Origin of the sequence: Ilumatobacter fluminis (genome assembly GCF_004364865.1) — a bacterium.
Lineage (GTDB): Bacteria > Actinomycetota > Acidimicrobiia > Acidimicrobiales > Ilumatobacteraceae > Ilumatobacter > Ilumatobacter fluminis.
Window position 1 is genome coordinate 3,947,540 of the sequence record NZ_SOAU01000001.1, and the last position, 13,160, is coordinate 3,960,699.

General features: G+C 69.9%; 12 protein-coding genes. 7 read left to right on the forward strand and 5 right to left on the reverse strand.

Features of this window, described 5'->3' with window-relative positions:
• Positions 1-35 precede the first annotated feature (35 nt).
• Entirely contained in the window at positions 36-1,022 is a 987-nt protein-coding gene (locus BDK89_RS17920) for an ROK family protein (RefSeq protein ID WP_133870254.1), read from the reverse strand.
• Positions 1,023-1,278: 256 nt separating this feature from the next.
• Between BDK89_RS17920 and BDK89_RS17930 the strand changes: the two genes are divergently transcribed.
• Positions 1,279-3,135: a M23 family metallopeptidase gene (locus BDK89_RS17930; protein ID WP_166657262.1), complete on the forward strand. Its 1,857-nt coding sequence runs from the start codon at positions 1,279-1,281 to the stop codon at positions 3,133-3,135.
• A 199-nt stretch (positions 3,136-3,334) separates the two neighbouring features.
• Here the strand turns inward: BDK89_RS17930 and BDK89_RS17935 are convergent, their stop codons facing one another.
• Together BDK89_RS17935 and BDK89_RS17940 are read right to left on the reverse strand one after the other, a co-directional pair.
• Positions 3,335-4,306, reverse strand: a complete 972-nt coding sequence (locus tag BDK89_RS17935; RefSeq protein ID WP_133870256.1) for an isopenicillin N synthase family dioxygenase — start codon at positions 4,304-4,306, stop codon at positions 3,335-3,337.
• A 23-nt stretch (positions 4,307-4,329) separates the two neighbouring features.
• Complete coding sequence (locus BDK89_RS17940) at positions 4,330-5,340, reverse strand: 1-aminocyclopropane-1-carboxylate deaminase/D-cysteine desulfhydrase (protein WP_166657669.1); 1,011 nt, start codon at positions 5,338-5,340, stop codon at positions 4,330-4,332.
• A gap of 102 nt (positions 5,341-5,442) precedes the next feature.
• Here BDK89_RS17940 and ung point away from each other — a divergent pair, with 102 nt between their 5' ends.
• The 4 genes from ung (at position 5,443) to BDK89_RS17960 (ending at position 9,381) form a co-directional block, all read left to right on the forward strand.
• Positions 5,443-6,099 (forward strand): uracil-DNA glycosylase, encoded by a 657-nt coding sequence (gene ung / locus BDK89_RS17945; RefSeq protein WP_243839213.1) that lies wholly within the window; start codon positions 5,443-5,445, stop codon positions 6,097-6,099.
• Positions 6,100-6,132: 33 nt separating this feature from the next.
• A complete protein-coding gene (locus BDK89_RS17950) occupies positions 6,133-7,005 on the forward strand; it encodes a YihY/virulence factor BrkB family protein (protein ID WP_133870259.1) in 873 nt (290 codons plus the stop codon).
• A 109-nt stretch (positions 7,006-7,114) separates the two neighbouring features.
• Entirely contained in the window at positions 7,115-9,007 is a 1,893-nt protein-coding gene (locus BDK89_RS17955; RefSeq protein ID WP_133870260.1) for a cation:proton antiporter, read from the forward strand.
• The gene (locus BDK89_RS17960; RefSeq protein WP_133870261.1) at positions 9,004-9,381 is read left to right on the forward strand and encodes a gamma-glutamylcyclotransferase family protein; all 378 of its coding nucleotides are present in this window, start codon (positions 9,004-9,006) and stop codon (positions 9,379-9,381) included. Before BDK89_RS17955 ends, BDK89_RS17960 begins: the two co-directional genes overlap by 4 nt.
• A gap of 10 nt (positions 9,382-9,391) precedes the next feature.
• Here BDK89_RS17960 and BDK89_RS17965 read toward each other — a convergent pair whose 3' ends face one another.
• Together BDK89_RS17965 and BDK89_RS17970 are read right to left on the reverse strand one after the other, a co-directional pair.
• The gene (locus tag BDK89_RS17965) at positions 9,392-10,396 is read right to left on the reverse strand and encodes a M14 family zinc carboxypeptidase (RefSeq protein WP_133870262.1); all 1,005 of its coding nucleotides are present in this window, start codon (positions 10,394-10,396) and stop codon (positions 9,392-9,394) included.
• Entirely contained in the window at positions 10,389-11,804 is a 1,416-nt protein-coding gene (locus tag BDK89_RS17970) for a M20/M25/M40 family metallo-hydrolase (protein WP_133870263.1), read from the reverse strand. Before BDK89_RS17970 ends, BDK89_RS17965 begins: the two co-directional genes overlap by 8 nt.
• Positions 11,805-11,921: 117 nt before the next feature.
• On the opposite strand from BDK89_RS17970, the gene BDK89_RS21885 reads away from it, so the two are divergent.
• Entirely contained in the window at positions 11,922-12,167 is a 246-nt protein-coding gene (locus BDK89_RS21885) for a hypothetical protein (RefSeq protein WP_166657670.1), read from the forward strand.
• Positions 12,151-13,158, forward strand: coding sequence for a CapA family protein (locus BDK89_RS17975; protein ID WP_243839262.1), 1,008 nt, complete (start codon positions 12,151-12,153; stop codon positions 13,156-13,158). The genes BDK89_RS21885 and BDK89_RS17975 overlap by 17 nt, the downstream gene beginning before the upstream one ends.
• The last annotated feature ends 2 nt before the right edge of the window (positions 13,159-13,160 follow it).

The window sequence follows — 13,160 nt, forward strand, 5'->3', positions numbered from 1 at the left end:
CACGAGTCTGGCAGCCGGACGCACCGGAGGAGGGTCTACTCGGCAGCGTCGACCGTCGGCGCTTCGCCGCTCGGTGGGGTCTGGTCGGCGCCGGAGCGCTGGCGCGCCTTGAGCGCACGGCGCAGGCCGCGCCAACCGAGGGCACCGGCACCGATCAGCGGGCCGCGGTCGCCGAGCTTGGTCGGGGTGATGCGGGCGGCGGCACCGTGGCCGACCCGGGCGACGGCGTCGATCTCCTCCTGCGCAGCGTTGAAGAAGGTGGCGGCGAAGCTCTCGGGCACGGTGCCGCCCACGACGACGAGGTCGAGGTCGAGTGCGGAGCAGGTCATGCCCGCGGCTCGTCCGACGAGGCCGCCGGTCCGTCGCATGATGTCCCACGACGGCTCGTCGAGCCGACGCCCGGTGATCGCCTCGATCGCCGTACCGGACGCCTCCGCCTCGAGGCAGCCGCGGGCGCCACAGCGACACCGGCGACCGCCGGGTTCGACGATCAGGTGCCCGATGTGCCCGGCATTGCCGGATCGACCCTCGAGCAACTCGCCGTCGATCATGAGGCCGCCGCTGATCGACGACGACACGACCAGCGTCGCGAAACTCCGAGCCCCGCGCGCTGCGCCGAGCCATCCCTCCGCCAGCGCCAGCGCTTTGGCGTCGAGGTCGCCGTAGACGGGGAGATCAGTGAGTTCGTGGAGGTGCTGGGCGAGCGGGAACGACCGCCACGCACTGATGTGCGCCGGCGACACGGCCACAGCATTCCGGTCGATCTCGCCGGGGCAGCCGACGCCGATCGCACGGATGCGGACCTCGTGCTGTTTCGCCTGCTCGCGCTGCGCCAACACCGCCGACGCGAGCGCAGCGAAGTGCGACTGGGGCCCGACGTCGTGCTCGATGTCGGCGAACGAGCGGTCGATCAACTCGCCTCGGGCGGTGACGAGACCGGCCGAGAACTCGACGGCGCCGACGTCGATGGCGAGCACGACGTCGCGTCGCTTCGCCGTGTCGTCGGTGGCCTGGTCCGTCATCGGGAGCGCACGCTACCCCCGTCGCCTCGGCGGAGCGGCACCCCGGCCGCGACGACTCGAAGCGTGCCGCAACCGTTGACCACGTACGGGGGTCAAGCGGTAGCGTTCCGTCAGGCGATGCCGCTCATGGATCGCCGGCGGCTTGCCGATGAATCTTGCACCCGAACCGCGACCGTTGGCCGTGGGTCGGGGCGACACTCCACACGACTCGAACCACATGGCTCGACACTGCTCACTGACGAGGACGAGGGACACGATGACGGCGACCGGGGTCGCCGTCGTTGCCGCGCTCCTGATCGGCTCGGTCGCCATCGGGGCGGGCGATCCGCCCGCCGGCGACTCGGACCCGACGATCCCGACCACCCCGACCACCACACCGACGACGCCGCCGACCACCCAGCCGACGACCACCACGACCCTGCCGCCGACGACCACGACCCGGCCGCCGACGACGACCACCAGCACGACGACGACCACCACGCCTCGCACGAGCACGACCGTGCCTCGGACCGGCACCACGGTCGCCCCCAGCACGACCGTCGCCCGCACCACCACCACGACGACCGCCCCCCGGACGGCGGTGCGGTGTGCTCCGCCGACGACCACGACCACCACCACGACGACCACCACCCTGCCGGGCACCCCGACGACCACGACCACCACCACGACGGTGCCGGGGACGACGACCACGACCACCACCACGACCCTGCCACCGTGTCCGACGACCACGACGACGGCACCGGCCACGACGACGACCACCACCACGGTGCCGGAGGCGCCGCCGACCGCGCTCGGGATCTCGGCACCGCAGGAACTCCGCGACATCCTGCTCGCGATCCGCATCGTCGAGTCGGGCCAGCGCTACGAGATCGGCCCCAACAAGGGCGGCGCCTCGGGCGCTTACCAGTACATCGACTCGACGTGGGGCAACTACAAGGGATATCCGAAGGCGTACTTGGCGCCGCCGCACGTGCAGGACGAGCGGGCGCTCGCCCACGTCGTGGGCATCCTCGACACGTGGGCGGGTGACGTCTCGATGGTGCCGGTCATCTGGTACTACCCGAAGGCGGCACGCGACCCTGCCCTGATGGACCAGGTGCCCCTCCCCCACGCCGGCAACCGGCTCACGGTTCGGGAGTACCAGCACCGCTGGCTCGACGTGCTCGCCTTCATCACCGGCAACCCGTCGTTCTACGCACCGAACGCGATCCCGCCCGATCTGAAGTACATCTCGGGGATCCCGCCCGAGCTCGTCGCCGACGAACCCGTCGTCGACGCCATCTACGACCCGAACACGGTCGAGCCGACGACGCCGATCGCCTTCCCGGTGCTCGGCAAGACGGCGATCACCCCGCCGATCCCGTGCGACTTCGAGGAATGTGAGGAAGGCACGAGCGCCGTCATCTTCGGTGTGAAGATGCAGCCCGTCATGGCGTCGGTCAACGGCGTGATCACGGCCGTCGACGTGGGAGACGCCGCCTCGGGCAATGTGCGGGTGACGATCACCGACAAGCAAGGACGTCGGTTCGTCTACGCCGGCCTGAACGACGACTCGCCCGGCACCGACGACGCGAACGCACCCGAATGGTTCCGCACGACCGCGCTCGCACGGGTGGGGCAGCACGTGTACGCCGGCCAGATCATCGGGTTCATGGGCGACAGCGACCCGATGCCGGGCCACACCGTGATCGCCGAGGACGAGTCGGTCTGGCCGCACCTCCGCCTGTCGATCTACGACGCCGACGGCACGCGTCTCGACGCCGACGCGATGGTGCTCGACGCCCAGCGCCGCCAGGCGTGTCACGTGGGGATCGGCCCGTGGTCGGTGCCGATCGACCCGGATGCGGTGATCGACGAACCGATCGACGTGACGACCTACATCGCAGGCGGTTGGACGATCCACACCAACGCCACGGTGACCGCCTACGGGCAGTCCGCGTTGATCGTGCCGCCGCAGGAGTGCGTGTGGGCGCCCGCCAAGCCGTACGGCCCCGGCGCCGCCGGCAGCCAGCCGCCGCAGTACTGGGGGCTGCCGTTCGACATCGACACCCGCTACTGGGTCGCCGACGCCCGAGCCCAGACCACCCTGACCCCCCGCACCCCCCTCGGCTGACCGCCACTCCGGGTCGGGTGTCGGACGGAACACCGAGGCGCAGCCGAGGCGTTTCGGGAGATCACCCGACCCGGTCGCGGACCCACGTCACCGGAGTCGGGTGATCTCCGGAAACGTCGACTCCGTCGCCGTTCCCTCCGACACCCGACCCGCTTCCTACTCCGTCGCCGTTCCCTCCGACACCCGACCCGTTGGCCGGTCAGTCGGCGACTCGGCGGGCGTCCTCGACGAGGTTGATCTCGTAGAGCACCTCGTCGAGTGCGTCGGCGGCGGTGATGGCGCTGAAGCGCTGCGGTGACTCGGGCGTGCAGCAGCTCGGTACGGGCGACAGCACCGTCCACGGTCGCGGGTGGCAGAACTGGACCACGCTGTACCGCTCGCCCTCGTAACCGGGGGCCGCGACCACCCGGTGCCAGCCGATGGGGATGACACCGTTCGTGAGACGCTCGAGCATGATGCCGGTGTTGATGATCACCTGGCCGTCGGGCGCCACGGCATCGACCCATTGGTCGTCGACCTTCACCTGCAGGCCCGGCGCCGTCGCACGCGGCAACGCGGTGATGAGGTTGATGTCGCCGTGCTCGCCCGCCCACACGTGACCGTCGCCCGGCACGTCGCCCATCGGTGGGTACCGGATCGCCCGGGTGAGCGTCGGGCCGTCCTGGACCATGTCGTCGAAGAACGTCTCGTGGCAGCCGATGCCTTCGGCGATCACCCGCAGGAACCGACGCTGTAGATCGGCGATCGTGTCGTGGAAGCGATAGAGCACCTCGGTGATGCCGGGCACCGCCGACTCGGGCGTGACCTGGTCGGGGTAGGCCGTCGCGAACTTGCGCTTGAGCGGGTGACCGGCCGGGATCGGCGACGCCCAGTTGAGCATCTCTTTCCAGTCGGGCTGCTCACTCGACGCCGCCGTCTCGACCAGCAACCCGGTGTACCCGGTCTGGCCGTGCGCGCCCGGCACGTTGAACTCGGCCTTGGTCTCCTGGTCGAGCGAGAAGAACTCGGCCAACATGCCGTACGCCGTGTCGAGCAGGTCGTCGCTGACGTCGTGTCGGGTGTAGACGAAGCCGGTCGCGAGGCTGCGTCGGACCCCGTCCACGACGGCTCGGCGACGCTCGCCGGTGTGCTGTTCGAACGCCAACAGGTCGACGTCGAGGATCTCGTTCATGGGGTTACCTCCGGGGCGAAACGCTACAACCCGGCGGGGGCACCACCGGGAGCGAACACGGCGGGCATGCCACCGGTGTGGATGAACACGACGTCGGACCCCTCGGGCCAGCGGCCGGCTTCGGCGTTGCCGACGAGGCCTGCGAACCCCTTCCCGCTGTACGTCCGGTCGAGGACCCAGCCGCCGTGTCGGGCAGCCCACCGGATGGCGGCGTCGCCCGCCTTCGTCGGCACCGCGTAGTCGTCACCGATCCAGTTCGGGTCGAGCGCGATGTCGCTGCGTTCGACGGTGGAGCGGTCGCCGCCGAGCAGATCGGCGGTGTCGCGGGCGAGGTCGGCGATGTCGGGCATGCCGATGTTGACGCCTTTGGCGACGCCGATGGCCAGGATCTCGGGCACCGATCGGCCCTGAGCCCGCAGCAAGGCCTTGCCGGCGACGAGCCCGGCGTGCGTCCCGCCGCTCGACGAGGTGTGGACCACGGCGGTCGGGGCGCAGCCGGCGGCATCGCACTGATCGAGCAGTTCGGCGAGCGCCCACGCGTACCCGGCGGCACCGGTGGACGTCGACCCGCCGATCGGGATCGAGTACGGCGCCGCGCCGGCGGCGACGAGCTCGTCGGTGAGCGACTCGCTCGCGATCATCAACTCGCCCCAGTGGCTCTCGTCGGCGCCGGTGTAATGGAGCTGGGCACCGAACAGGGTCGACAACAACTGGTTGCCCGTGGCCTGCTCGGGCCGGTCGCCCGACAGCACGAGATGGACCTCGAGGCCGAGTACGGCGCCGGCCGCCGCGGTCATCCGGCAGTGATTCGACTGCGCGGCACCGACGGTCACCAGCGATCGAGCGCCTTCGGCCACCGCGGCACCGCACAGGAACTCGAGTTTGCGAGCCTTGTTGCCGCCCATGCCGAGCCCGGTCAGGTCGTCGCGCTTCACCCACAGGCGCACACCACCCGGCAGTTCCGGGCCCCGCTCGAGCGGGGTGGGCAACGTCGCCAGGCGTGCACGCGGCAGATGACCGAACATCGCGTGCATGATAGGGATGGTCCACGCACCCGTCATCCGCGGGCCTCCCGCCGATCACGACACCATCTCGACGAACATCTCGACAACGACCTCGACAATGACCCCGACGCTGTGACGACCGACTGGAACCCCCTCCTCCGCACCGAGTTCGACAAGCCGTACTGGGCCGAACTCCAACGGTTCGTCGCCGACGAGCGGGCGTCGCGCACCGTCTACCCGCCGCACGAGGAGGTGTTCGCGGCGCTCCACCTCACGTCGTACGCCGACACCAGGGTCATGATCCTCGGACAAGACCCGTACCACGGTCCCGGTCAGGCCCACGGTCTGTGCTTCTCGGTGCGTCACGGGGTGCGCACCCCGCCCTCGCTCGCCAACATCCACAAGGAACTGCACACCGACGTCGGGGTCGCGATCCCCGATCACGGCAACCTCGAGGCGTGGGCCACCCAGGGCGTGTTGCTGCTCAACGCCACGCTCACCGTGCGCGCCGGGCAGGCCGGATCGCACCAGAAGCACGGCTGGGAGACGTTCACCGACGAAGTGATCCGAACGGTCTCCGACAAACCCGACCATGTCGTGTTCGTCCTGTGGGGTGGCTACGCCCGACGAAAGAAATCGTTGATCGACGAGTCCCGACACACCATCATCGAGTCACCACACCCCTCACCGCTGTCGGCCCACAACGGGTTCTTCGGCAGCAGACCGTTCAGCCGGACGAACGAGGCCCTGGTCGCCCACGGCCAGACCCCGATCGACTGGGGCCTCTGAACGTGACGACCACCCACCCCAGGAGACGCTGACATGGCGTGGACCAGCAACCCGAAGGTGACGGCCCTCCGCCGTCGTTCACGACCGATCGACGTCGTCGTCGAGATGCTCGACGGCTTCCGACTGCACCTGACCGGCCGCAACGCGGCCGTGCTGACCTACTACGGCTTCTTGACCCTGTTCCCGCTCTTCCTGGCGGCGAGCACGATCCTCGGCTTCGTGCTCGAGAGCAAGCCGGAGTGGCGTGACGACCTGCTCGACTCGGCGATCGACTCCGTGCCGTTCATCGGCGACCAGATCGCGGCCGGCGAGATCTCCGGCAGCTGGATCGCCCTCGTCATCGGTCTCGCCGGGGCGATGTGGGGTTCTCTGAAGGCGTTCGTCGGGATCCAGTCCGCCTACGACGACACTTGGGAGATCGACGTCGACGACCGCTCGTCGGGCGGCAAGCAACGGCTGAAGGCGCTGATCGGTCTGGCTGCGATCGGCGGTTCCCAGATCGGCAACGTGACCCTCGCCGCGATCGTCGACCGCGCCGGCCTGCCGTTCATCGGACGCCTCGCACTGATCGCCGGCGGCCTCGCGATCAACCTCCTGGTCGTCGGTGTGATGTACCGCTACCTCACGTCTGCCGACGTCACGTGGAAGATGGTGATGCCCGGCGCCGTGTTCACGGCGGTGCTGTACACCGCCGCCCAGTTCGCCGGCACGGCGCTGACGACCCGCATCCTCGACAGTGCCGAGACGTACGGCGACTTCGCCGGTGTGATCGCCCTGCTCACGTGGTTGAGCCTCCACGCCCTCGTCAATCTGTTCGGCGCCGAACTGAACTCTGCGCTCCATCGGATCGGCATCCGCGGCCCACTCCCGGTCGCCGAGCCGCAGCCGGTCGCCGACCCCGCCTGACCCGTCGCGGGTGGGTGCCCTGTCGCTTTCGGGAGAATTCCGCTAGAACAGTGCGATCGGCGAGTTCGGCCAGTGCTGGACTCGCCGTTGCGTATCCCCCGACACCACCATGCTGCTCGCTGCCACCGAATCCGCACTCGGCCCCACCCTGGCCATCATCGTCGGCGTCGGCATGGCCGCGCAGTGGGTCGCCTGGCGGAGCCAGATCCCCTCGATCATCCTGTTGCTCATCTCGGGCCTCTTGCTCGGTCCGGTGTTCGGCGTCATCGATCCCGACGCCTTCCTCGGCGACACCCTGTTCCCGATCGTGTCGCTGTCGGTCGCCCTGATCCTGTTCGAGGGCGGGCTCGACCTGCCGCCGCGCGAACTCAGATCGACCGGCACGGTCGTCCGACGGCTCATCTCGATCGGCGCGCTCATCACGTTCCTCGTGGCTGCCTGGGGCGCCATGCAGCTGTTCGACATCAGTCGCGGTGCGGCCGCCGTGCTCGCCGCCGTCCTGATCGTCACGGGCCCCACCGTGGTCGGACCGCTCTTGCGGTTCGTCCGGCCGAGCGGCCGCACCGGGCCGATGCTGCGGGCCGAGGGCATCCTGATCGACCCGATCGGTGCAACGGCGTCGCTGATCGCGTTCGAGGTCGCCCTGACCGACGAACCCGGCGAGGCGATCACCGCGACGCTCGGCGTGGTCGGCCTCACCCTGGTCGCCGGCATCGGGATCGGGTTCGTCCTCGCCTGGATCGTCGACCACGCGCTCCGTCGCTTCCTGATCCCCGACCACCTCGCGAACCCGATCACGCTGGCGATCGTCGTCGTCGGCTTCGTGCTCAGCAACGAGGTCCAGGAGGAGTCGGGGCTGCTCACGGTGACGGTGATGGGCATCTGGCTCGCCCGGCGCGACTCGGCCGCCGTCCGCCAGCTGCTCGAGTTCAACGAGAGCCTGCGGACCCTGCTGATCTCCGCACTGTTCATCCTGCTCGCGGCCCGGATCGAGACCGACCAGCTCCGCGACGTGATCCTGCCGTCGCTCATGTTCCTCGCCCTGCTCGTGTTCGTCGCACGACCCCTGTCGGTCATCGCCTCGACCGTCCGCACGAGCCTGACCTGGCGCGAACGGCTCTTCCTGATGGCGATGGCCCCTCGCGGCATCGTCGCCGCCGCCGTGTCGGCGATCTTCGCACTCCGACTCGAAGAAGAGGGCGTGCGGGGAGCCGAGATCATCGTGCCGGTCGTGTTCCTCGTGATCATCGGCACGATCGTCGTGTACGGCTTCTTCGCCGGCCCGCTCGCCCGCAAACTCGGCCTCGCCGAGGCCCGCGCCAACGGTGTCCTCATCGTCGGTGCCCACCCGACGGCCCGTGGTCTCGCCAAGCAGCTCACCGATCTCGACGTGACGACGATGCTGGTCGACACCGACCCGTACAACGTGACCCGCTCGGTCGCGCTCGGCCTGCCGGCTCGACGCCTGAGCGTGCTCACCGAGGACGCCACGCACGAACTCGACCTGCGCGGCATCGGGCGCATCCTGGCGATGACCCCGAACGACGAGGTGAACGCGCTCGCGGCGACGCGCTTCGCTCGCGTGTTCGGGCGGCGCGAGACCTTCCAGCTCAAGCCCTCGTCGAAGCAGCGCCAGGGCGAACTCCCCGAGGAGATCCTCGGCCGCATCATCGGCATCGACGGTGTCGACTACGGGCTGATCGACGAGCGGACCCGGCAGGGTTGGCGCGTCCGCTCGGCGCCCGCGTCGACGATGATCACCACGGCGACCGAGGCCGACGAGTTCGTCCCGGTCGCACGGGTGCTCGACGGTCAGCTCGCCTTCATCTGCCGCAACGACCCGGTGCCGAGCCAGGGCACCGTCATCGGCCTGGCGTCGGCAGCCACGCAGCAGCGCATCGACGAGGACGCGGCGGCGCGCGCCGCCGACACCGAAGAGGCCGACCCGGCCCGGACGAACGGGAACGGGAACGGAAACGGAAACGGGAACGGGAACGCATGATGGCGTCACGGCTCGACGCGCTGTTCGTGTACGGGACGCTGCGTCGGGGTGACGTCCGCTGGTCGTTCCTCGAACCGTTCGCGGCCGACGACGGGGTCGACGACACCGCCGGCGGCACCCTGTTCGACACCGGACTCGGGTACCCGGCCGCCGTCTTCGACGGGGCGGGGACGATCGTCGGCACCACGTTCCGACTCCGACCTGAACGGCTCGTCGAGGCGCTGCAGGTCCTCGACGAGGAAGAGGACACCGTCGCCGGGCTGTATCGCCGGGTCGAGATCGTTACCGGACGAGGCGTCGCAGCGTGGGCCTACGCCTACGGGAACGGCTTGTCGCTGACGCCGATCGCGGGCGGCGACTGGTTCGCCCGCTGACCCGGCCCGCTCAGAAGAACTCGGTGGCGATCGCTGCGACGGCGGCGACGTGGCGGTCGACCTCCTCGGGCGACAGCGTCGGACCGAGCTCGACGGTGATGCCGACACCGCCCTCGGGGATCACGGTTCGTGCCCACTGCGACGCCGTGCCCGTGTAGGTGCCACCCGAGATGTCGACGATCGGCAGGCCGGCGATCTCGGCGTAGCGAAGCCGGATGTCGCCGGCTCGTCCGGTGCCGGGAGCGAGGCGGAACAGGTCCTGGTGGTACCAGAGCACGATGTCGGGTCGGACGCCCGACCCGAGTGCCACCATCGCCTGCGTCTCGGGCTCGCTCGCCGGGCCGACCCCGCCGTACTGCCAGAAGCCCGGCTCGCCGAGCACGTCCCAGTTCTCGGGGAAGTTGCGGTTGAGATCGACGAGGTTGGCGTTCTGGCGGTCGCCGATCGCCTCGCCGTCGGGATTCATCGACCGGACGAGCCAGAGTTCGACGCCCGGCGGTACCGGGTCGGTTCGGAGCCGGTCGATGATCGCGACGCCGTCGGCCTCGTTGCCGTGGATCACCCCGACCGCGAGGACTCGGGTGCCCGACGGGTCGCCACGCCGAACGACGGTGATCGGCACGCCGTTGACCGAACGCCCGATTTCGAACTCGGTCTCGAACGGCACGGTCGCCGGGTCGATCGGCACGATCGGCGGGATGCCGGGGATCGGCGGCAGCGTGACCGGTGGCAGCGTCGTCGTGCTGGTCGTCGTGCTGGTGCTGGTGGTCGTCGACGACGTCGTGCTGGTCGTCGTGGTGCTGGTCGTCGTGGTGCTGCTGGTGGTGGGTGGGACCGTGCTGGTGGTGCTGGTGCTCACTGGCGTCGTCGACGTGCTGGTCGTCGAGCTCGACGAGCTCGGCAGTGCGGTGCTCATGGTCGTGGTGCCCTCGTCCGACTCGTCGGCCGCCGACGAACACGAGGCGACGAGCAGCGACGCGACGAGCACCGCAGCAGCCGAGCGCCGGTCAGGCACGCGCGGCGTGGGCGTCGAGGAGATGGGCGACCGCCGTGCTGAGACGACGCGCCGTCGGGACGTGGAGATACTCGTTCGGGCCGTGCGCGTTCGAGTCGGGCAGCAGCACGCCGGTGATCACGAACTGGGCCTCCGGGTAGGCCTCGCCGAGCATCCCCATGAACGGGATCGACCCACCCTCACCGAAGTGGCGTGCCGGTTCGCCGAACGCGGCGTTCGACGCGGTGTCGAGCGCGTCGGCGAGCCACGGCGCTGTCGCCGGGGCGTTCCAGCCGTCTGCCGAGCCGGCGCTCGAGATGGTCACGCGGGCACCGTAGGGCGGGTCGGTCGTCAGCTTCTCGGTCATCTCGGCGAGGGCCGCTGCGGCGTCGGCGGTCGGCGGTGTGCGCAGCGACAGCTTGAGCGAGGTCGAGGGTCGCAGCACGTTGCCGGCGCTCGCCGTCGGCGGCAACCCGTCGGCGCCGACGACGCTCAGCGCCGCCCGCCACGTGCGCGAGATCAGCTGACCGGCACCGTGGGGCGTCGTGGGTCCGGCACCGTTCACGAACGGGTAGTGGGCGGCGATCGGTCCGATCTCGTCGGCGGTCGAGTGGGCCTGGTCGAGTCGCTCGTCGGGGATGTCGACGTTGCAGGCCTCGAGCAGCACCTCGCCCGTCTCGGCGTTCTCGATCCGGTCGAGCAAGGCGCGCACGATCCGGAACGAATCGGGCACCATGCCCGACGCATCGCCCGAGTGGAGACCTTCGGTCACGATGTCGACCGTGACGGTCGCCATGGCGACGCCGCGCAGGGAGGTCGTCACCCACATGCGATGCGGATCGATGCAGCCCGAGTCGAGGCACACGACCAGGCTCGGCGTGCCGATCCGGTCGGCGAGTGCCTCGACGTGGGCGGGCAGATCGGGCGAGCCCGACTCCTCGCTCGCCTCGATCAGGACGATACAGCGGGTGTGCGAGCCGCCGGAGGCTTGGACCGCCTCGATCGCGGTCAGGCTCGCGAACACTGCGTAACCGTCGTCGGCCCCGCCGCGACCGAACAGCTTGTCGCCCTCGAGCACCGGCTTCCACGGCCCGAGATCGTCACGCCACCCCTCCATCTCGGGCTGCTTGTCGAGGTGGCCGTACAGCAGCGCGGTGTCGTCGCTGGCGGCGTCGCCGAACGCCGGCACCTCGATGACGACGAGCGGGCTGAGATCGGGCGGATCGATGACGTCGACGGTCATCCCGGCGATCGCTCGACCCCGACACCACTCGGCGACCAGGTCGACCGCCTGATGGATGTACCCGTGCTCGCGCCAGTCGGGGTCGTAGGCCTCACTCACGGCGGGGATCGCGATGTAGTCGTGGAGCAGGGGGACGATGTCGTCCCAGGAGCGGTCGACGTGAGCAGCGGCATCGGCGAGCGACATGGGCCGCACCGTAGACCAGGTCGTCGCACGATTGCTCGCCATGCGCGAGGCTGGAGGGGTGCACGGGGGCCGCCGGCGGGGACCGGCCGTCATCGCAGCACTCGTCGTGCTCGTCGGGTGCTCGGATCGAACGGGGACGACCGACGTCGCCGCGACCGCCCCTGCACCGATGTCGCCGTCGACCTCGGCCGTCCCGGTGCTGACGTCACCCACTGTCCGGGCATCGGCATCGACTCCCGTCGACACGACATCGACATCGACATCGACATCGGCCGCAACCGCGACCAGCACGACCACGACGATCGCAATCACGACGACGACGGTGCCGCCGGTCCGGCGGGTGTCGATGGCGTTCAGTGGTGACACGCTTCCCCACAGCCCGCTCTGGCGGCAGGCAGAACGCAACGCGGCAGCCGCCGACGCGGCCGGGTTCGACTTCGATCCGATGATGCTCGAACTGGCACCGCTCCTCGACGACATCGACGTGGCGATGTGCCACCTCGAGACGCCGATCGCGCCCGAGGGCGAGGAGCTGTCGACGATGCCGCGCTACGGCGTCCCGCCCGAGGTGATCGGCATGCTCGCTGCCGCCGGCTGGGACCGCTGCTCGACGGCGAGCAACCACACGATCGACCGCGGATTCGAGGGCATCGTCCGCACCGTCGACACGTTCGACGCCTACGGCCTCGGTCAGGTCGGCATGGCACGCACGCCCGACGAGATCGAGCCACGAGTGTTCGAGGCGAACGGGGTCGCGATCACCCACCTGTCGTACACGTGGAGCTACAACGGCCTGCGCCTGCCCGAGGGCGACGACTGGCAGTCGGCCCTGATCGACCCGGATCGCATCCTCGCCGACTCGTTGATCGCACGCTCGCTCGGCGCCGAGGTCGTGGTCGTCTCGCTGCACTGGGGTGCAGAGGGCGTCCACGAACCGACGTCGTACCAGCGCGAGGTGGCCGACCGCCTGACCGCACCCGGCATCATCGACCTGATCGTCGGCCACCACGCCCACGTCGTGCAACCGATCGAACAGGTCAATGGCACCTGGGTGATGTACGGGCTCGGCAACATCTTGTCGAATCTGCCGACGTCACACCGCTGGCCCGCCGCCAGCCAGGACGCTGCCGTCGTCACCGTCGACGTCGACGTGTCGCCCGACGGTGTCACCGTCGCCCGACCGGTCGTGCACCCGACCTGGGTCGACAAGGACGCCGGCTGGATCGTCCGCCTCGTCCAGGACGAGCTGGCTCGCGACGACATCGGGGCCGGCCAGCGCGGACGGCTCGAGGACTCGCTCCGTCGGACGACCAGTGTCCTCGGCGAGTACCTCGCCGAGGACACCGAATCGTGATG

Excerpts from the sequence above, each read along its gene's own strand:
- BDK89_RS17920 (WP_133870254.1), bottom strand. The coding sequence starts at position 1,022 with ATGACGGACCAGGCCACCGACGACACGGCGAAGCGACGCGACGTCGTG.
- BDK89_RS17955 (WP_133870260.1), top strand. The coding sequence starts at position 7,115 with ATGCTGCTCGCTGCCACCGAATCCGCACTCGGCCCCACCCTGGCCATC.
- BDK89_RS17970 (WP_133870263.1), bottom strand. The coding sequence starts at position 11,804 with ATGTCGCTCGCCGATGCCGCTGCTCACGTCGACCGCTCCTGGGACGAC.
- BDK89_RS17930 (WP_166657262.1), top strand. The coding sequence starts at position 1,279 with ATGACGGCGACCGGGGTCGCCGTCGTTGCCGCGCTCCTGATCGGCTCG.
- BDK89_RS17935 (WP_133870256.1), bottom strand. The coding sequence starts at position 4,306 with ATGAACGAGATCCTCGACGTCGACCTGTTGGCGTTCGAACAGCACACC.
- BDK89_RS17950 (WP_133870259.1), top strand. The coding sequence starts at position 6,133 with ATGGCGTGGACCAGCAACCCGAAGGTGACGGCCCTCCGCCGTCGTTCA.
- BDK89_RS17940 (WP_166657669.1), bottom strand. The coding sequence starts at position 5,340 with ATGCACGCGATGTTCGGTCATCTGCCGCGTGCACGCCTGGCGACGTTG.
- BDK89_RS17960 (WP_133870261.1), top strand. The coding sequence starts at position 9,004 with ATGATGGCGTCACGGCTCGACGCGCTGTTCGTGTACGGGACGCTGCGT.
- BDK89_RS17975 (WP_243839262.1), top strand. The coding sequence starts at position 12,151 with ATGGCGTTCAGTGGTGACACGCTTCCCCACAGCCCGCTCTGGCGGCAG.